The organism is Pseudomonas sp. NFACC45, from assembly GCF_900113505.1.
Lineage (GTDB): Bacteria > Pseudomonadota > Gammaproteobacteria > Pseudomonadales > Pseudomonadaceae > Aquipseudomonas > Aquipseudomonas tehranensis.
This window is the reverse complement of sequence record NZ_FOPO01000007.1, coordinates 210,415-223,503: the sequence shown is the minus strand read 5'-3', so window position 1 is coordinate 223,503 and position 13,089 is coordinate 210,415. Positions and strand designations below refer to the sequence as shown.

Annotated in this window: 15 protein-coding genes and 1 pseudogene; 6 read left to right on the top strand and 10 right to left on the bottom strand. The window is 59.1% G+C overall.

The features are described from left to right. Positions 1 to 213: 213 nt before the first annotated feature. Positions 214 to 1,239 (top strand): 23S rRNA (adenine(1618)-N(6))-methyltransferase RlmF, encoded by a 1,026-nt coding sequence (gene rlmF, locus BM132_RS15195; RefSeq protein ID WP_092456351.1) that lies wholly within the window; start codon positions 214 to 216, stop codon positions 1,237 to 1,239. Between the two features lie 264 nt (positions 1,240 to 1,503). On the opposite strand, the gene BM132_RS15190 is transcribed toward rlmF, so the two are convergent. Then, positions 1,504 to 1,785 (bottom strand): HU family DNA-binding protein, encoded by a 282-nt coding sequence (locus BM132_RS15190; RefSeq protein WP_092393651.1) that lies wholly within the window; start codon positions 1,783 to 1,785, stop codon positions 1,504 to 1,506. Between the two features lie 395 nt (positions 1,786 to 2,180). Between BM132_RS15190 and yejK the strand changes: the two genes are divergently transcribed. From yejK to BM132_RS15175, 3 genes are all read left to right on the top strand, one after another. Then, positions 2,181 to 3,185, top strand: coding sequence for a nucleoid-associated protein YejK (gene yejK, locus BM132_RS15185; protein ID WP_092393654.1), 1,005 nt, complete (start codon positions 2,181 to 2,183; stop codon positions 3,183 to 3,185). Further along, the gene (locus BM132_RS15180; protein ID WP_092456349.1) at positions 3,185 to 3,541 is read left to right on the top strand and encodes a glutaredoxin family protein; all 357 of its coding nucleotides are present in this window, start codon (positions 3,185 to 3,187) and stop codon (positions 3,539 to 3,541) included. The genes yejK and BM132_RS15180 overlap by 1 nt, the downstream gene beginning before the upstream one ends. Before the next feature lie 179 nt (positions 3,542 to 3,720). After that, complete coding sequence (locus tag BM132_RS15175) at positions 3,721 to 3,996, top strand: hypothetical protein (RefSeq protein WP_092456346.1); 276 nt, start codon at positions 3,721 to 3,723, stop codon at positions 3,994 to 3,996. Between the two features lie 86 nt (positions 3,997 to 4,082). Here BM132_RS15175 and BM132_RS15170 read toward each other — a convergent pair whose 3' ends face one another. From BM132_RS15170 to BM132_RS28950, 5 genes and pseudogenes are all read right to left on the bottom strand, one after another. Further along, on the bottom strand, positions 4,083 to 5,015 hold the full coding sequence (locus BM132_RS15170) for a glutathione S-transferase family protein (RefSeq protein WP_092393663.1): 933 nt from the start codon (positions 5,013 to 5,015) through the stop codon (positions 4,083 to 4,085). Positions 5,016 to 5,094: 79 nt separating this feature from the next. After that, on the bottom strand, positions 5,095 to 5,418 hold the full coding sequence (locus BM132_RS15165) for a GIY-YIG nuclease family protein (RefSeq protein ID WP_092456343.1): 324 nt from the start codon (positions 5,416 to 5,418) through the stop codon (positions 5,095 to 5,097). Between the two features lie 41 nt (positions 5,419 to 5,459). Then, positions 5,460 to 5,930, bottom strand: a complete 471-nt coding sequence (locus BM132_RS15160) for a nuclear transport factor 2 family protein (protein WP_047228866.1) — start codon at positions 5,928 to 5,930, stop codon at positions 5,460 to 5,462. A gap of 85 nt (positions 5,931 to 6,015) precedes the next feature. Next, the gene (locus BM132_RS15155; RefSeq protein WP_092456341.1) at positions 6,016 to 7,320 is read right to left on the bottom strand and encodes a CynX/NimT family MFS transporter; all 1,305 of its coding nucleotides are present in this window, start codon (positions 7,318 to 7,320) and stop codon (positions 6,016 to 6,018) included. A 14-nt stretch (positions 7,321 to 7,334) separates the two neighbouring features. After that, positions 7,335 to 7,520 (bottom strand): annotated as a pseudogene (locus BM132_RS28950) (GntR family transcriptional regulator); the annotation flags it as partial. 152 nt (positions 7,521 to 7,672) lie between these two features. On the opposite strand from BM132_RS28950, the gene BM132_RS15150 reads away from it, so the two are divergent. Next, a complete protein-coding gene (locus BM132_RS15150; protein WP_092456338.1) occupies positions 7,673 to 7,984 on the top strand; it encodes a type II toxin-antitoxin system MqsR family toxin in 312 nt (103 codons plus the stop codon). Further along, the gene (locus tag BM132_RS15145; RefSeq protein ID WP_092393678.1) at positions 7,981 to 8,469 is read left to right on the top strand and encodes a type II toxin-antitoxin system MqsA family antitoxin; all 489 of its coding nucleotides are present in this window, start codon (positions 7,981 to 7,983) and stop codon (positions 8,467 to 8,469) included. Before BM132_RS15150 ends, BM132_RS15145 begins: the two co-directional genes overlap by 4 nt. 58 nt (positions 8,470 to 8,527) lie before the next feature. Here the strand turns inward: BM132_RS15145 and BM132_RS15140 are convergent, their stop codons facing one another. From BM132_RS15140 to BM132_RS15125, 4 genes are all read right to left on the bottom strand, one after another. Next, positions 8,528 to 9,292 (bottom strand): amino acid ABC transporter ATP-binding protein, encoded by a 765-nt coding sequence (locus BM132_RS15140; protein WP_047228862.1) that lies wholly within the window; start codon positions 9,290 to 9,292, stop codon positions 8,528 to 8,530. An 11-nt stretch (positions 9,293 to 9,303) separates the two neighbouring features. Beyond that, positions 9,304 to 10,401, bottom strand: coding sequence for an amino acid ABC transporter permease (locus tag BM132_RS15135; RefSeq protein WP_092393681.1), 1,098 nt, complete (start codon positions 10,399 to 10,401; stop codon positions 9,304 to 9,306). Between the two features lie 12 nt (positions 10,402 to 10,413). Then, positions 10,414 to 11,595: an amino acid ABC transporter permease gene (locus BM132_RS15130; protein WP_047228860.1), complete on the bottom strand. Its 1,182-nt coding sequence runs from the start codon at positions 11,593 to 11,595 to the stop codon at positions 10,414 to 10,416. Positions 11,596 to 11,660: 65 nt separating this feature from the next. After that, entirely contained in the window at positions 11,661 to 12,692 is a 1,032-nt protein-coding gene (locus BM132_RS15125; protein ID WP_092393685.1) for an amino acid ABC transporter substrate-binding protein, read from the bottom strand. Positions 12,693 to 13,089: the final 397 nt, after the last annotated feature.

The following is a 13,089-nucleotide window of genomic DNA, read 5'->3' as shown; positions in this document are numbered from 1 at the left end:
GGTACTTTCTAGTGAACACGCTTGCCCCCTGTGAGAGCGAGCCTGCTCGCGATGACGGCGGTACATTCAACATTGGTGCAAGCTGACCCACCGCTATCGCGAGCAGGCTCGCTCCCACAGTAGATCGCGCCGATCGTTGCAGTTGGGTTCGCAGGAGCCGGATGTGGGACAATACCCGCCACTTTTTTGAACCCTCCCCGAATCGACTCGCCCATGACTGCCCCCCGTTCACCCAGACCTGCACGCCAGAAGCCCAAACCCGCCACCGAGGCCAAAGCCGTGGCGCCGCGGGAGAAGGCCAGCCTGCATCCACGCAACCGCCACCAGGGCCGCTACGACTTCCCGGCGTTGATCAAGTCCACCCCTGAATTGGCCGAGTTCGTGATCATCAACCCGTACGGCAAGGAAAGCATCGACTTCGCCAGCCCCGATGCGGTGCGGGTGTTCAATCGGGCACTGCTCAAGTCCTTCTACGGCATCGCCCATTGGGACATTCCGGCCGACTACCTATGTCCTCCGGTACCTGGTCGCGCGGACTATGTGCACTTCCTCGCCGATTTGCTCGCCAGTCATAACGATGGCGAGATCCCTCGGGGTGCGGCAGTGAAGGTGCTGGACATCGGCACGGGTGCCAACTGCGTGTACCCGCTGATCGGCTACAGTGATTACCGCTGGCATTTTCTGGGTTCGGAGATCGATCCGACGGCCATTGCCTCGGCCAAAGCCATTGTCCAGTCCAACGGATTGAACAAAGTCATCCAGTTGCGCCAGCAGGCCAACCGCAATCAGATCCTGCTGGGTTTGCTGGAAGAGACCGAACGGTTCGACCTGACAATGTGCAACCCGCCCTTCCACGCCTCCCTGGAGGAAGCCACCAAGGGCAGCCAGCGCAAATGGCGCGCCCTGGGCAAGGCCGACCCGAAGCGCAAGCTGCCCGTGCTGAACTTCGGCGGTCAGGCCGCGGAGCTCTGGTGCGAGGGCGGAGAAGCCCGGTTTGTGACGCAGTTGATCCGTGAAAGCGCGCAATTGGCCAGCCAAGTGCTGTGGTTCAGCACGTTGGTGTCAAAGGCGTCGAACCTGCCGGCTATTCAAACTGCCTTGAAAAAGGCCGGGGCGCTACACAGCCAGGTCGTGGAAATGTCCCAGGGGCAGAAGCAGAGCCGTTTCGTGGCCTGGACCTTTCAGGATCAAGCGCAGCAGCAGGCCTGGCGCCAGGCACGCTGGGCCCGCAAGGACTGAATCGGTATAGCGCTCACTCCTGTGGCGAGAGAGCTTGCTCCCGCTGGGCTGCGCAGCAGCCCCAAGGTCTGACACTTCGGTGAATCAGGCAGACCACGTTCAGCCTGCTTTTAGGGTCGCTGCGCAACCCAGCGGGAGCAAGCTCCCTCGCCACAAAAGCCGCACCATGAGGGACTTATCCCCTCGCCACAGGCCACTTTATTCAGGGCAACAAAAAACCGTGCCCGGATCACTCCGCCGCACGGTTTTCTTTTGAACGCGATCTTACTTGTTGATGCCGTCGTTCAGCGCTTTGGCTGGCACGAACTTAACAACTTTCTTGGCAGCGATTTCGATGGCTGCGCCAGTCGAAGGGTTGCGGCCAGTGCGGGCAGGACGCTCGGTGACTTTCAGCTTGCCGATGCCTGGCAAGGTGATTTCGCCGCCATTTTCCAGCTGATCGGCAACGATCTGACCCAGTTGGTCCAAAGCGTTACGCGCAGTGGTTTTTGGCGCGTCGATAGCTTCAGCGATGTCAGCGATCAGTTGGTCTTTAGTAAGAGCCATGTAGTGTTCCTTCCCTATCAAATTCATATGGATTGCAGAGTGCAGTGTCAGCCATCGAGCCCGATCTCAGAGGATCAGACACCCTCGGTAATCACCACGACGGATCGGGGTAATAGATGCCGAAAACCGGGTTTGGTTCGACCTGACAAATGCTGAATGCACGCTTAACGCAGTGACTTCGCGTAAGACCGGGCAAAACTAGCACAACGCCTGTGAAATATCCGCCTCTAGCTACCCATTTGGTCAGCTTTCTTGCGCTAAAACGGTAAAAAAATGCATATGGCGTGTCGGACGGGTCTGAAAGGGGCTTTGCAGGGTTCCAAAACCAGTGATTGCGGTACACTGGGCCTTTTGGGGGGAGCGCGCCCTCCTCTCTTCCATCAGCCGAGAAATCCATGCCGATCCGTCATTGCATCGTCCACCTGATCGACAAAAAACCCGACGGCACGCCCGCCGTGCTCCATGCCCGTGACTCCGAGCTGAGCGAGTCCACAGCCATCGAGAACATGCTCGCCGACCTCAATGAGAGCTACAACGCCAAACAAGGCAAGGCCTGGGGTTTCTTCCATGCCGAGTCCGGGGCGCACCCGTTCAGCGGCTGGCTGAAGGAGTATCTCGAGGGTGGCAAGGATTTCACCGCATTCAGTCGCGTGGCGGTGGAGCACCTGCAAAAGCTGATGGAAGAGTCCAACCTGTCGGTGGGCGGCCACGTGCTGTTTGCCCATTATCAACAGGGCATGACCGATTACCTGGCGATCGCCCTGCTGCACCACAGCGAAGGCGTGGCGGTCACCGACGAGCTGGACGTGACCCCGTCCCGTCACCTTGATCTGGGCCAACTGCACCTGGCAGCGCGGATCAATGTGTCGGAATGGCAGAACAACAAACAGTCCAGGCAGTACATCTCGTTCATCAAAGGTAAGAACGGCAAGAAGGTCTCGGAGTATTTCCGCGACTTCATCGGCTGCCAGGAAGGCGTCGACGGCCCCGGCGAAACCCGTACCCTGCTCAAGGCCTTCAGTGACTTCGTCGAAAGCGAAGACCTGCCCGAAGACGACGCCCGGGAGAAAACCAAGACCCTGGTGGATTACGCCAGCAGCCAGGCCAAGCTCGGCGAGCCGATGGGCCTGGAAGAACTGTCCGAACTGATCGACGAAGATCGCCCGAAAGCCTTCTACGACCACATCCGCAACAAGGACTATGGCCTGTCGCCGGAGATTCCAGCGGATAAACGTACCCTCAACCAGTTCCGCCGCTTCACCGGCCGCGCCGAAGGCTTGTCCATCAGCTTCGAAGCCCACCTGCTGGGCTCCAAGATCGAATATGACGAAGAAGCCGGCACGCTGATCATCAAGGGCCTGCCCACGGCGCTGACCGATCAGCTCAAGCGCCGCAATTGATGCTTGGGAAGGTACTCAAGAAATTCCTGCTGATTGTTCTGGTGATTGTGGCGTACCAGAACTGGGGAAAAATCGAACGGGTGTTCAACCCCTCGCAAATGCTGCCTGAACAGATCCGGGCCGATGCCCGGGTCGTGCTGTATGCCACCGACTGGTGCGGTTACTGCAAGGCCACACGGCGGTTCCTGGATGAAAAAGGCGTGCCGTTTCGCGAGTTCGATATCGAGAAGGATGCCCAGGCGCGCAAGGCCTATGAGGCGCTGGGTGGGCGGGGGATTCCGATCCTGGAGGTCAATGGCACGTTGATTCGTGGGTATGAACCAGAGAACATTCTCAAGGCGTTGTCCGCTTTATAGTTCTGATGGCCTCATCGCGCGCAAGCCCTGGGTAGACGGTAAGCGCCCGTTGATCGGGACTGTCAACTCCTACAGTATCAATGCCTGAAATAGCGTTCATTTTTATATATGCCCCTCAGCCGAATCCATCGCTGAGCCGAACCTCTTGCGAGAACGCCGGAACAGACGGAGCATATAAAATGAGCTCGATACAGTGCTACCCAGCCCGAAACCGCGTTATACAAATCATCCAACGCGCCCTGGTGTTGTCTTTCATTGCGATCTACGCCGGTTCCGCCTCTGCCGCGCAATACACCTGCCAACTCTTCCTGCCACCGAACCAAACCGTGATACAGACCACCACCGTTTTCAACGGGAGCAGCACGAGCGATGCAATCAGCCGCGCCACAACGATCTTCGACCTGCAAGGCCTTATTCCTCCCAATGCGCCACACCTGGTTCTCTGCGAGCTGTAATATCGGGTGTTCTCTTCTGGAGTAAACGCCCGGAATTGCCTGCTCCGGGCGACAGATCGACTTTAATCGAGCGTCTGACCCTCTTATCAAGTTGATAATTGAAAACCCAGCCGCGGAAAGTGCACATGCACCACCCCGCCAAGCGCGTCTTCGCGACGCAGGATCAGCTCTTCGCGACCGGCAAACAGCAACTCCCCGGCCACCGGATCGACGCCATAATCGGTCGCCGCGATGGTCACACGCTGCCCCAATGCAAACCCGTTCGGCTCTTCGAACGACTCCTCCGGCAGCGCTGCCGGCGTCGCGTTGCGGGCGACTTCCAGGGCCTCTTCGGAACTCATCTGATTCGGCGCACCATGGCCGAAACCCAGCACTCGCGCCAGCCATGCCGAAATCGCCGGGTAGGCGTCTACCAGCGGCGAAGTCACCGGCGTGCCTTTGAGAAACCACAGCGGGTGAGCCATGGCGAAGTCGGCAATCGAGGGATCACCCAGCAAAAAGTCTCCTTCCTCGCGCTGCAATTGTTGCTCCAGGCGCGCCATGATCGTTGGCCATTGATGCTTGGCCTGTTCGGCGGACAAGCGTGTGCTCGTGCCGCCGCTGAACAGCCCGGCGCGGTCGGCGATGAATGCCTTGATCGCTTCGGGCGCTAGCTTGGCGAAACGCACCGCCACCGACTCAGGCTGGAACACCAGGCTCACCGCATGCTGGAACACCACCGAATCGGCCCATGCGGCAAAAGACGCTGCAATCATCTCCCGGCCTTCGGGAAACAGCGCCGGCGAGGCTTTTTCCTGTTCCAGTCGGCGGGCGATCAGCGCCGTGTCGCAATAAACATCAGCGCCGATCTGCAGCACCGGGGTTTTGCGGTAGCCACCCGTCAGTGCCGTCAAGTCGGGCTTGGGCATCATCGGCGGGATATGCACCGAACGCCAGGACAGCCCCTTGAAACCCAGCAACAAACGGGCTTTCTCCGCGAAGGGAGACGTCGGGTAATGATGAAGAATCAACTCTGACATGAGGTTCGCCATTGCAGGGAGGAAGTTCAGCAGCTTAGCGTGCCAGGGTCAGACAGCCTACCCTCCTGATGAAGACGTATCAGCGGGGTTGATGGAGCAACGATGCACTCGCCACCAGGCATTCCTTGGCGCTTTTCCTGAGTTTTTTGATCAAGCGTTCCTGGCGCAACGCTTCGCCCTTGTCGCGGCAGGCTTCGGTATACACCAGCGCCACCGCCGGGCTGGAAAGAAAAAAACGCGCGCCTTTGCCGCTTTGATGCTTGGCGAAACGTCGCACCGGGTCATCACTGATGCCGCAGTACAGCGATCCGTTGGCGGCCCTCACCAGGTAGACGAACCAGGGTTTGCCCGGTTCGGCTGCAGCGTGCCCTGGCAGGTCGGAAGATGGCTTGGCGGTCGTCACAGGATGTTCAGCAGGTGTCTAGGAAACAAGCCGCGATCTTATCAGCGACTGGCCTGGAACGCCCGCAGCCCCTTGAGGGCCTGGGCCCTGACGGCATTGCGCACCAGAGGCGTCCAGCCCAGCAGCAGGCCCTTGGTGCCCAGCGCCTGGCGAGACCAGCGCCACAGATCAAAGCTGTCATGGTGCTCGCAAATCTTGCCGTCGCGAAACACGAATCGCGCCTGAATGTCATTGACCACGGTGTTGCCGGTCTGGCTGAACAGGTAAGTCGCCACCCAGTGGGCGCCGCCGGTACGCTCATCGCTGCGCACGTTATCGAAGGTCAGGGAAAAATCCTTGGCCCGAGTGGTAAGCATGCGCCACATGTCGCCGGCATCACGCCCGCGCAGTTCGCCGAATGCCGGGTCGCTGAACACCACGTCGTCGGTGTAGCAGGCGCTCATGGCGTCGGCATCCAGGCGCTGGAAGGCCTGGTAGAAGCGGGTGATCAAAGCGTTGTGGGCATCACTCATGAACAAGCTCCGGAAATCTTCAGTAGAGCTGCACGATAATCTGCTCTGGTGAGGAACACTATCGTCATTCGCCACGAAAATAGCATCAGCGAAGATCGCTGACTCTTTCGCTGCTGACCCCAACGTATAGCGCCCGGCCGGCCCCGATGCCCGCAATGATCGCGCCCAGGCCAATCACGCCGAAGATCCAACCCAGGGCACTCCAGCCGCCGGTCCAGTCGTGGACCACTCCGACCGCGAACGGCCCCATGGACGCCAATGTGTAGCCAAACCCTTGGGCCATGCTGGAAAGGTTCGCGGCCACATGGGCGTCCCGCGAACGCAGCACGATCAGCGTCAGTGCCAGACTGAACGTGGCGCCCTGCCCCAACCCCAGCAGGATCGCCCAGCCCCACAAGCCATCGATAGGCGCATAAAGGCACCCGAACAGCCCGCCGAGGGTCATGAGCATGACAATCACAATGGCCAGGCGCTGATCCTTGCCCCGGGTCGCCAGCCAGGGCGCGGCCAGGGAACTGATCAGTTGCACAATGACCGAGCCGGACAACACCAGCCCGGCGTGGGTCGGCGTCAGGCCACGGCCAATGAGGATCGACGGCAGCCACCCGAACACGATGTAGGCCAGTGACGACTGCAGCCCCATGTACAACGTCACCTGCCAGGCCAACGGATCACGCAGCAAACCACGAACCCGATACGCCACCTGATGCGCACCGTGTTTCGGGCCCACTTGCGGCAGCCAGAACACCGCGGCCAGCAGCGCCGGCACCACCCAGAAACCCAGGCCCATCGCCCAACTGTGATCCAGATGCTCGCTCAACGGCACCGTGGCCCCGGCCGCCATTGCCGCACCCAGGCACAGCGCCATGGTGTAGACGCCGGTCATGGCGCCGGCGTGTTTGGCGAAGTCACGCTTGACGATGCCCGGCAACAGCACACCGATCACACCAATGCTCGCACCGGCCAGGATGCTGCCAGCAAACAGGCCTACCTGACCGAAAGAACTGCGCAAGATGATCCCGCCGGCCAGAGCCAGCAAGATCCCCAGCACCACGCGCTCGGCGCCAAAGCGCCTCGCCAGCACCGGCGCCAGCGGTGCGAACAGGCCCAGGCAAAGCACGGGCAGCGTAGTCAGCAAGCCGGCTTGGGCAGCCGACAAACCAAGGCTTCTTGAAACTTCGCTAAGCAACGGGGCCATGCTCGACAGCGCCGGACGCAGGTTCAGTGCAACCAGGATCAATCCGAGCAACAACAGCCAGGGCCTGCGCAACACGGGTTGGGGTTGCTGGGCCTGTTCGTCATCGGCCTCGGCGTCGATCAACAGTTCTTCAAGCTCTGCGGCGCGTTTGGGCGTCGTCGGAGTGCTGCGGTCAAGCGTATCGCGGGACATGGAAAAGCTCTGGTTCAGGGTTCATTGATCAACTGTCGACAGAGGGCCTTGGCCCACTGCCTGGACTGTTGTTGGAAAGCGCCGAGGATTCGATGTGCAGCTCGAACACAGGTGGATGACGCGCAACGAAGGTTGAAGCTCTGGCGCAACTGCGCACCGTTGACGCTGGAGAAGCAGCGATAGCGTTCGCTGAGCGCAGGGGTCGGCAGCACAGGTTGATTTTTCTGACAGGTTAGTCAGCTTCTTGTAGGACGGCAACCGCCTAAGGTCAATGTGAGGGAAAAGGAACGAAATTTTCGATTAGTCAAAATTACCCTTTGAGGGTAATTTTAAGGACAAGGCATACAGTTCTATGGAAAAGAGCACACCTCACTACGACCTGGCAGTGGTCAAGGCCGAAGTCCTCAGGCTGGGGAGCAAGGCATTTACTATGAGCGCTCAGCAAGGCGCTCGAAAAATGTCGCTAAGCACTGCCCGGATGCTGCGAATCATTGCCTCGCTGGAGTACAGGATGTTGCACAAATCGATGACAACCTACGCCGATCATCGAGTCTGGCAGGACGTTTATCACACAACATTTCAGGATCGGGAGATTTACATCAAGGTGACCTACCGCCCTGGCGGTGGGCACCCGGTAGTCTCCTTCAAGGAGAAAGACCAATGAAAACGCAGCAATGTGTCAACTGCGGCACTCAAGACGCCATGCAACACTTTGAGGGCCGCAGCTTTACCATCGACTACAAGCAGGTAGCACGGCAGGTGCACGACATCGCCGGGTGGGAGTGCCGGGTTTGTGGTGAAATCGAATTTGATCACGACACCGATAGCGCGCAACGTTATTCCCGCGTGAGCGATCAGTTGCTCGAAGATTGCGCCCAGGCGATGGGGGCGGAGATGAAACGCATCCGCCGCAAACTGCACCTCACGCAGAAAGAAGCGGTGAAGCTGCTGTCTGGCGGCGGACACAACGCCTTTTCCCGTTACGAGCGTGGCGAAATCACCCCACCGCAACCACTGTTCACGCTGATGCGTCTGCTCGACCGCCACCCCCATCTGATGGCGGAGGTACTCGCACTGAGCGAGGGCACCGATTTGAAGCAGTTGTTGGCTACCCGTCATCCGGAACAGGAAACCGTTCTGACACCCTGAATACCAGGAAAAAATAAACCCGGACAAGTCCGGGTCTATTTCAATGCCTAAGGCCGGATCAATGCAGAATCTGGCTCAGGAACAGCTTGGTGCGGTCGTTCTGCGGGTTGTCGAAGAAGTCGTTCGGCGCGGCCTGTTCGACGATTTCACCCTTGTCCATGAAGATCACACGGTTGGCCACGGTGCGGGCAAAGCCCATTTCGTGGGTCACGCAGAGCATGGTCATACCGTCTTCGGCCAGGCCGATCATAGTGTCCAGAACCTCTTTCACCATTTCCGGGTCGAGTGCCGAAGTCGGTTCGTCGAACAGCATGATTTTCGGTTTCATGCACAGGGCACGGGCGATGGCCACACGCTGCTGCTGACCACCCGAGAGCTGGCCAGGGTATTTGTGCGCCTGCTCTGGAATGCGTACGCGCTCCAGATAATGCATGGCGATTTCCTCGGCCTTGCGCTTGGGCATCTTGCGCACCCACATCGGCGCCAGGGTGCAGTTCTGCAGGATGGTCAAGTGCGGGAACAGGTTGAAGTGCTGGAACACCATGCCGACTTCACGGCGGATCGCTTCGATCTGCTTGAGGTCGTTGGTCAGTTCCACGCCATCGACCACGATGCGGCCCTGCTGGTGTTCTTCCAGGCGGTTGAGGCAGCGGATGGTGGTGGACTTGCCGGAACCCGACGGGCCGCACAACACGATACGCTCGCCCTGCTGGACGTTCAGGTTGATGTCTTTCAACACGTGGAACTGGCCGTACCACTTGTTTACGCCCTGCATCTGAATAATGCCTTCAGGGCTCACAGGCTGTTTGATCGCTTCACTCATAAACTACGCTCCTAACGCTTGTGGCCAGTGTCCAGCTTGCGTTCCAAATGCATGGAATAGCGGGACATACCAAAACAGAAAATCCAGAACACCAGGGCAGCGAACACATAGCCTTCGGTGGCCATGCCCAGCCATTTCGGGTCGGCGGCGGCTTGTTTCACGCTGTTGAGCAGGTCGAACAGGCCGATGATGATCACCAGGCTAGTGTCCTTGAACAACGCAATGAAAGTGTTGACGATACCCGGGATCACCATCTTCAGGGCTTGCGGCAAAATCACCAGCCCCATGCTGCGCCAGTAACCCAGGCCCATCGCCGCGGCCGCTTCATACTGTCCCTTGGGAATCGCTTGCAAGCCGCCACGCACCACTTCAGCCACATACGCCGACTGGAACAGGATCACGCCGATCAGTGCCCGCAGCAGCTTGTCGAAGTTCATGCCTTCAGGCAGGAACAGCGGCAGCATCACCGAAGACATGAACAGCACCGTGATCAATGGCACGCCGCGCCAGAACTCGATGAAGGTCACGCAGACCACACGGATCGCCGGCATGTTGGAGCGCCGCCCCAACGCCAGCACGATGCCAAGCGGCAAAGCCCCGGCAATACCGACGGTGGCGATGACCAGGGTTAGCATCAGGCCGCCCCATTGGCTGGTCGACACGGTGGCCAGGCCGAACACGCCACCGTGCAACAGGCACCAGGCGATGATCGGATACAGCACCAGGAAGCTCAGGCCGTAGACCGCTTTGCGCGGGAAGCGCGAGATGAACAGCGGAGCCACACCAATGACCGCCAACCACACGGTCAGGTCCACGCGCCAGCGCAGTCCCGTCGGATAGTAGCCATACATGAACTGGCCAAAGCGCTGCTGGATGAACACCCAGCAGGCGCCCTCCTTGGTGCAGTCAGCCTGTGTGGTGCCGACCCAGTTGGCATCAAGGATCGCCCAACTGAGGATCGGTGGAACGACCAGGTAAATCAGGTAGAACGCAAACAACGTCAGCAAGGTGTTGAGCCAGCTGGAGAACATGTTCGCGCGCATCCATGCCACGACACCGATGCTACTGCTCGGTGGGGGCATGTCAGGCTTGAAAGTATGGGATGTCATGCGCGTTTTTCCTCACCGCTCGATCAGCGCAATGCGCTTGTTGTACCAGTTCATCAGCAGGGAAATGCTGATACTGATCGCCAGGTACACGCTCATGGTGATCGCAATCACTTCGATCGCCTGCCCGGTCTGGTTCAGCACCGTACCGGCAAACAGCGAAACCATTTCCGGATAACCGATACCGGCCGCCAGCGAGGAGTTCTTCGCCAGGTTCAGGTATTGGCTGGTCAGCGGCGGGATGATCACGCGCAGGGCTTGCGGGATAATCACTTTGCGCAGGGTCGGACCGTTGCGCAGGCCCAGGGAGTGGGCGGCTTCGGTCTGGCCGTGGCTGACCGACTTGATGCCCGAACGCACGATTTCGGCGATGAACGCCGCGGTGTACACCGTCAGTGCCAAAGTCAATGCCAGCAACTCGGGAATCAGCACCCAGCCACCAACGAAGTTGAAGCCCTTGAGTTCCGGCATCTCCCAGTGTACTGGCGCGCCGAAGACCAGGGCGCACAGCGCCGGGATCACCAGGAACAACGCCAGGCCGACCCAGAATTTATGGAACGGCTCGCCCGTGGCTTCAAAGCGCTTGTTGGCCCAGCGGGTCATCAGCACGATGGCGACGATGGCCAGCACGACGCTGATCACGAATGGCCAGAACCCGTCCGCCACCAGTGCGGCCGGCATGTTCAGGCCCCGGCTGCTGACAAAGAAGGTGTCGCCGAAGTTATGAGCGGCGCGCGGCCCCGGCATGGTCAGGAACACCGCGAAGTACCAGAACAGGATCTGCAGCAGTGGCGGGATGTTTCGGAAAACCTCCACATACACCGTTGCCACTTTGGCGATGATCCAGTTTTTCGACAGTCGGGCCACGCCGACAATGAAACCGAGAATCGTCGCCAGGATTACGCCGATGAACGTCACCAGCAGAGTGTTGAGCAACCCGATGACAAAGACGCGGGCATAGCTGTCCGCTTCGGTGTAGTCGATCAGGGTTTGAGCGATGCCGAACCCGGCACTGCGCTCCAGAAAGCTGAAGCCGGAGGTGATGCCCCGGTGCTCAAGGTTGGTTTGCGTGTTGTCGAACAGAAACCAGCCCAGTGAAACCACCGCCACAATGGTGACGATCTGAAATACCCAGGCACGCACGCGTGGATCGCTGAGGCTAAGCCTCTGCTTAGGTGCGCCGATTGAATTTTGCATGAAGTGCCCCGCAAAGAATGGAACAGAACATCACCCGGTGGTTGGCCCACCGGGTGATAGAACCATCAGCGCACTGGTGGTGCGTATTGAATGCCGCCGTTGGTCCACAGCGCGTTCAGGCCGCGGTCGATTTCCAGCGGGGTGCCTTTGCCCAGGTTCTTCTCGAACACTTCACCATAGTTGCCGACTTGCTTGACGATCTGGACAACCCAGTCTTTCGGCAGCTTGAGGTCCTTACCATATTCACCATCCGCGCCGAGCATACGGGCGACGTCCGGGTTCTTGGTGGACTTGGCTTCAGCTTCAACGTTCTTGGAAGTGATGCCGGCTTCTTCGGCGTTGAGCATGGCGTAGCCAGTCCAGCGCACAACGGCCAGCCACTCGTCGTCGCCGTTACGCACGACCGGACCCAGTGGTTCCTTGGAAATGGTTTCCGGCAGAACTACGTAGTCCTTCGGCGCGGCCAGCTTGCTGCGCTGGGCGAACAGCTGGGACTTGTCGGAGGTCAGCACGTCGCAACGACCGGATTCCAGCGACTTGGCGCTTTCATCGGAGGTGTCGAAGGTGATCGGGGTGTATTTGAGGCCGTTGCCACGGAAGTAGTCGGAAACGTTCAGCTCGGTGGTGGTACCGGCCTGGATGCAGATGGTTGCACCGTCCAGTTCCTTGGCGCTCTTGACGCCCAGCTTGTTGTTTACCAGGAAGCCGATGCCGTCGTAATAGGTAATGAAGCCTGGAAATTTCAGGCCCATGCCCGCATCACGGGAACTGGTCATGGTGGTGTTGCGCGAAAGGATGTCGATTTCGCCGGACTGCAGCGCGGTGAAGCGCTCCTTGGCGTTCAACTGGCTGAACTTCACCTTGGTCGCATCGCCAAACACGGCAGCAGCAACGGCACGGCAGAAGTCCGCGTCAATGCCCAGAATCACGCCCTTGGCATCTGGGACCGAGAAACCCGGCAAACCATCACTCACGCCACATTGCACAAAGCCTTTCTTCTGTACGGCATCCAGGGTTGCACCCGCCTGAGCGAACCCGCTGACGCCGAGCACTGCTGCTGCAGTCACGACGGCCAGGGTGGATTTCAGTAACTTCATTCAAACCTCCAGTTTTGCTCTTGTTGTGTCGGAGCTCGAGCCCTGTCGCACCCTTATGGGGCATTGCCGACCCTTGTTGGCTTTTTTTAGGGTCAACCGACGTCTGGACCTTCGCTATGAGTCTAATAATGAGAATGCCCTTAAACAGGGCGCCTACTCATCTCTCACCAATCGGCCGAACGGGCTGTAGCCCTTCACGTTCGCGAAGCCCGTAGCGGCTATTGGCGAACATCCATCACCGGATTTCTGATATCCCATGCGTCGCGTCAAGCTGATAGTGTTACCGCGCAGCGTAAGAATCATCACTCAAGCTACCTCAAAGCAAACGCCGTACCACACCGCTGCGCTTGGCCCTTATGTGACACGTCAAGACAAAAACTTTTAACATTGCGACATC

Coding starts and splice junctions, on each gene's coding strand:
- rlmF (WP_092456351.1), top strand. CDS start 214: ATGACTGCCCCCCGTTCACCCAGACCTGCACGCCAGAAGCCCAAACCC.
- BM132_RS15190 (WP_092393651.1), bottom strand. CDS start 1,785: ATGGCTCTTACTAAAGACCAACTGATCGCTGACATCGCTGAAGCTATC.
- yejK (WP_092393654.1), top strand. CDS start 2,181: ATGCCGATCCGTCATTGCATCGTCCACCTGATCGACAAAAAACCCGAC.
- BM132_RS15180 (WP_092456349.1), top strand. CDS start 3,185: ATGCTTGGGAAGGTACTCAAGAAATTCCTGCTGATTGTTCTGGTGATT.
- BM132_RS15175 (WP_092456346.1), top strand. CDS start 3,721: ATGAGCTCGATACAGTGCTACCCAGCCCGAAACCGCGTTATACAAATC.
- BM132_RS15170 (WP_092393663.1), bottom strand. CDS start 5,015: ATGTCAGAGTTGATTCTTCATCATTACCCGACGTCTCCCTTCGCGGAG.
- BM132_RS15160 (WP_047228866.1), bottom strand. CDS start 5,930: ATGAGTGATGCCCACAACGCTTTGATCACCCGCTTCTACCAGGCCTTC.
- BM132_RS15155 (WP_092456341.1), bottom strand. CDS start 7,320: ATGTCCCGCGATACGCTTGACCGCAGCACTCCGACGACGCCCAAACGC.
- BM132_RS15150 (WP_092456338.1), top strand. CDS start 7,673: ATGGAAAAGAGCACACCTCACTACGACCTGGCAGTGGTCAAGGCCGAA.
- BM132_RS15145 (WP_092393678.1), top strand. CDS start 7,981: ATGAAAACGCAGCAATGTGTCAACTGCGGCACTCAAGACGCCATGCAA.
- BM132_RS15140 (WP_047228862.1), bottom strand. CDS start 9,292: ATGAGTGAAGCGATCAAACAGCCTGTGAGCCCTGAAGGCATTATTCAG.
- BM132_RS15135 (WP_092393681.1), bottom strand. CDS start 10,401: ATGACATCCCATACTTTCAAGCCTGACATGCCCCCACCGAGCAGTAGC.
- BM132_RS15130 (WP_047228860.1), bottom strand. CDS start 11,595: ATGCAAAATTCAATCGGCGCACCTAAGCAGAGGCTTAGCCTCAGCGAT.
- BM132_RS15125 (WP_092393685.1), bottom strand. CDS start 12,692: ATGAAGTTACTGAAATCCACCCTGGCCGTCGTGACTGCAGCAGCAGTG.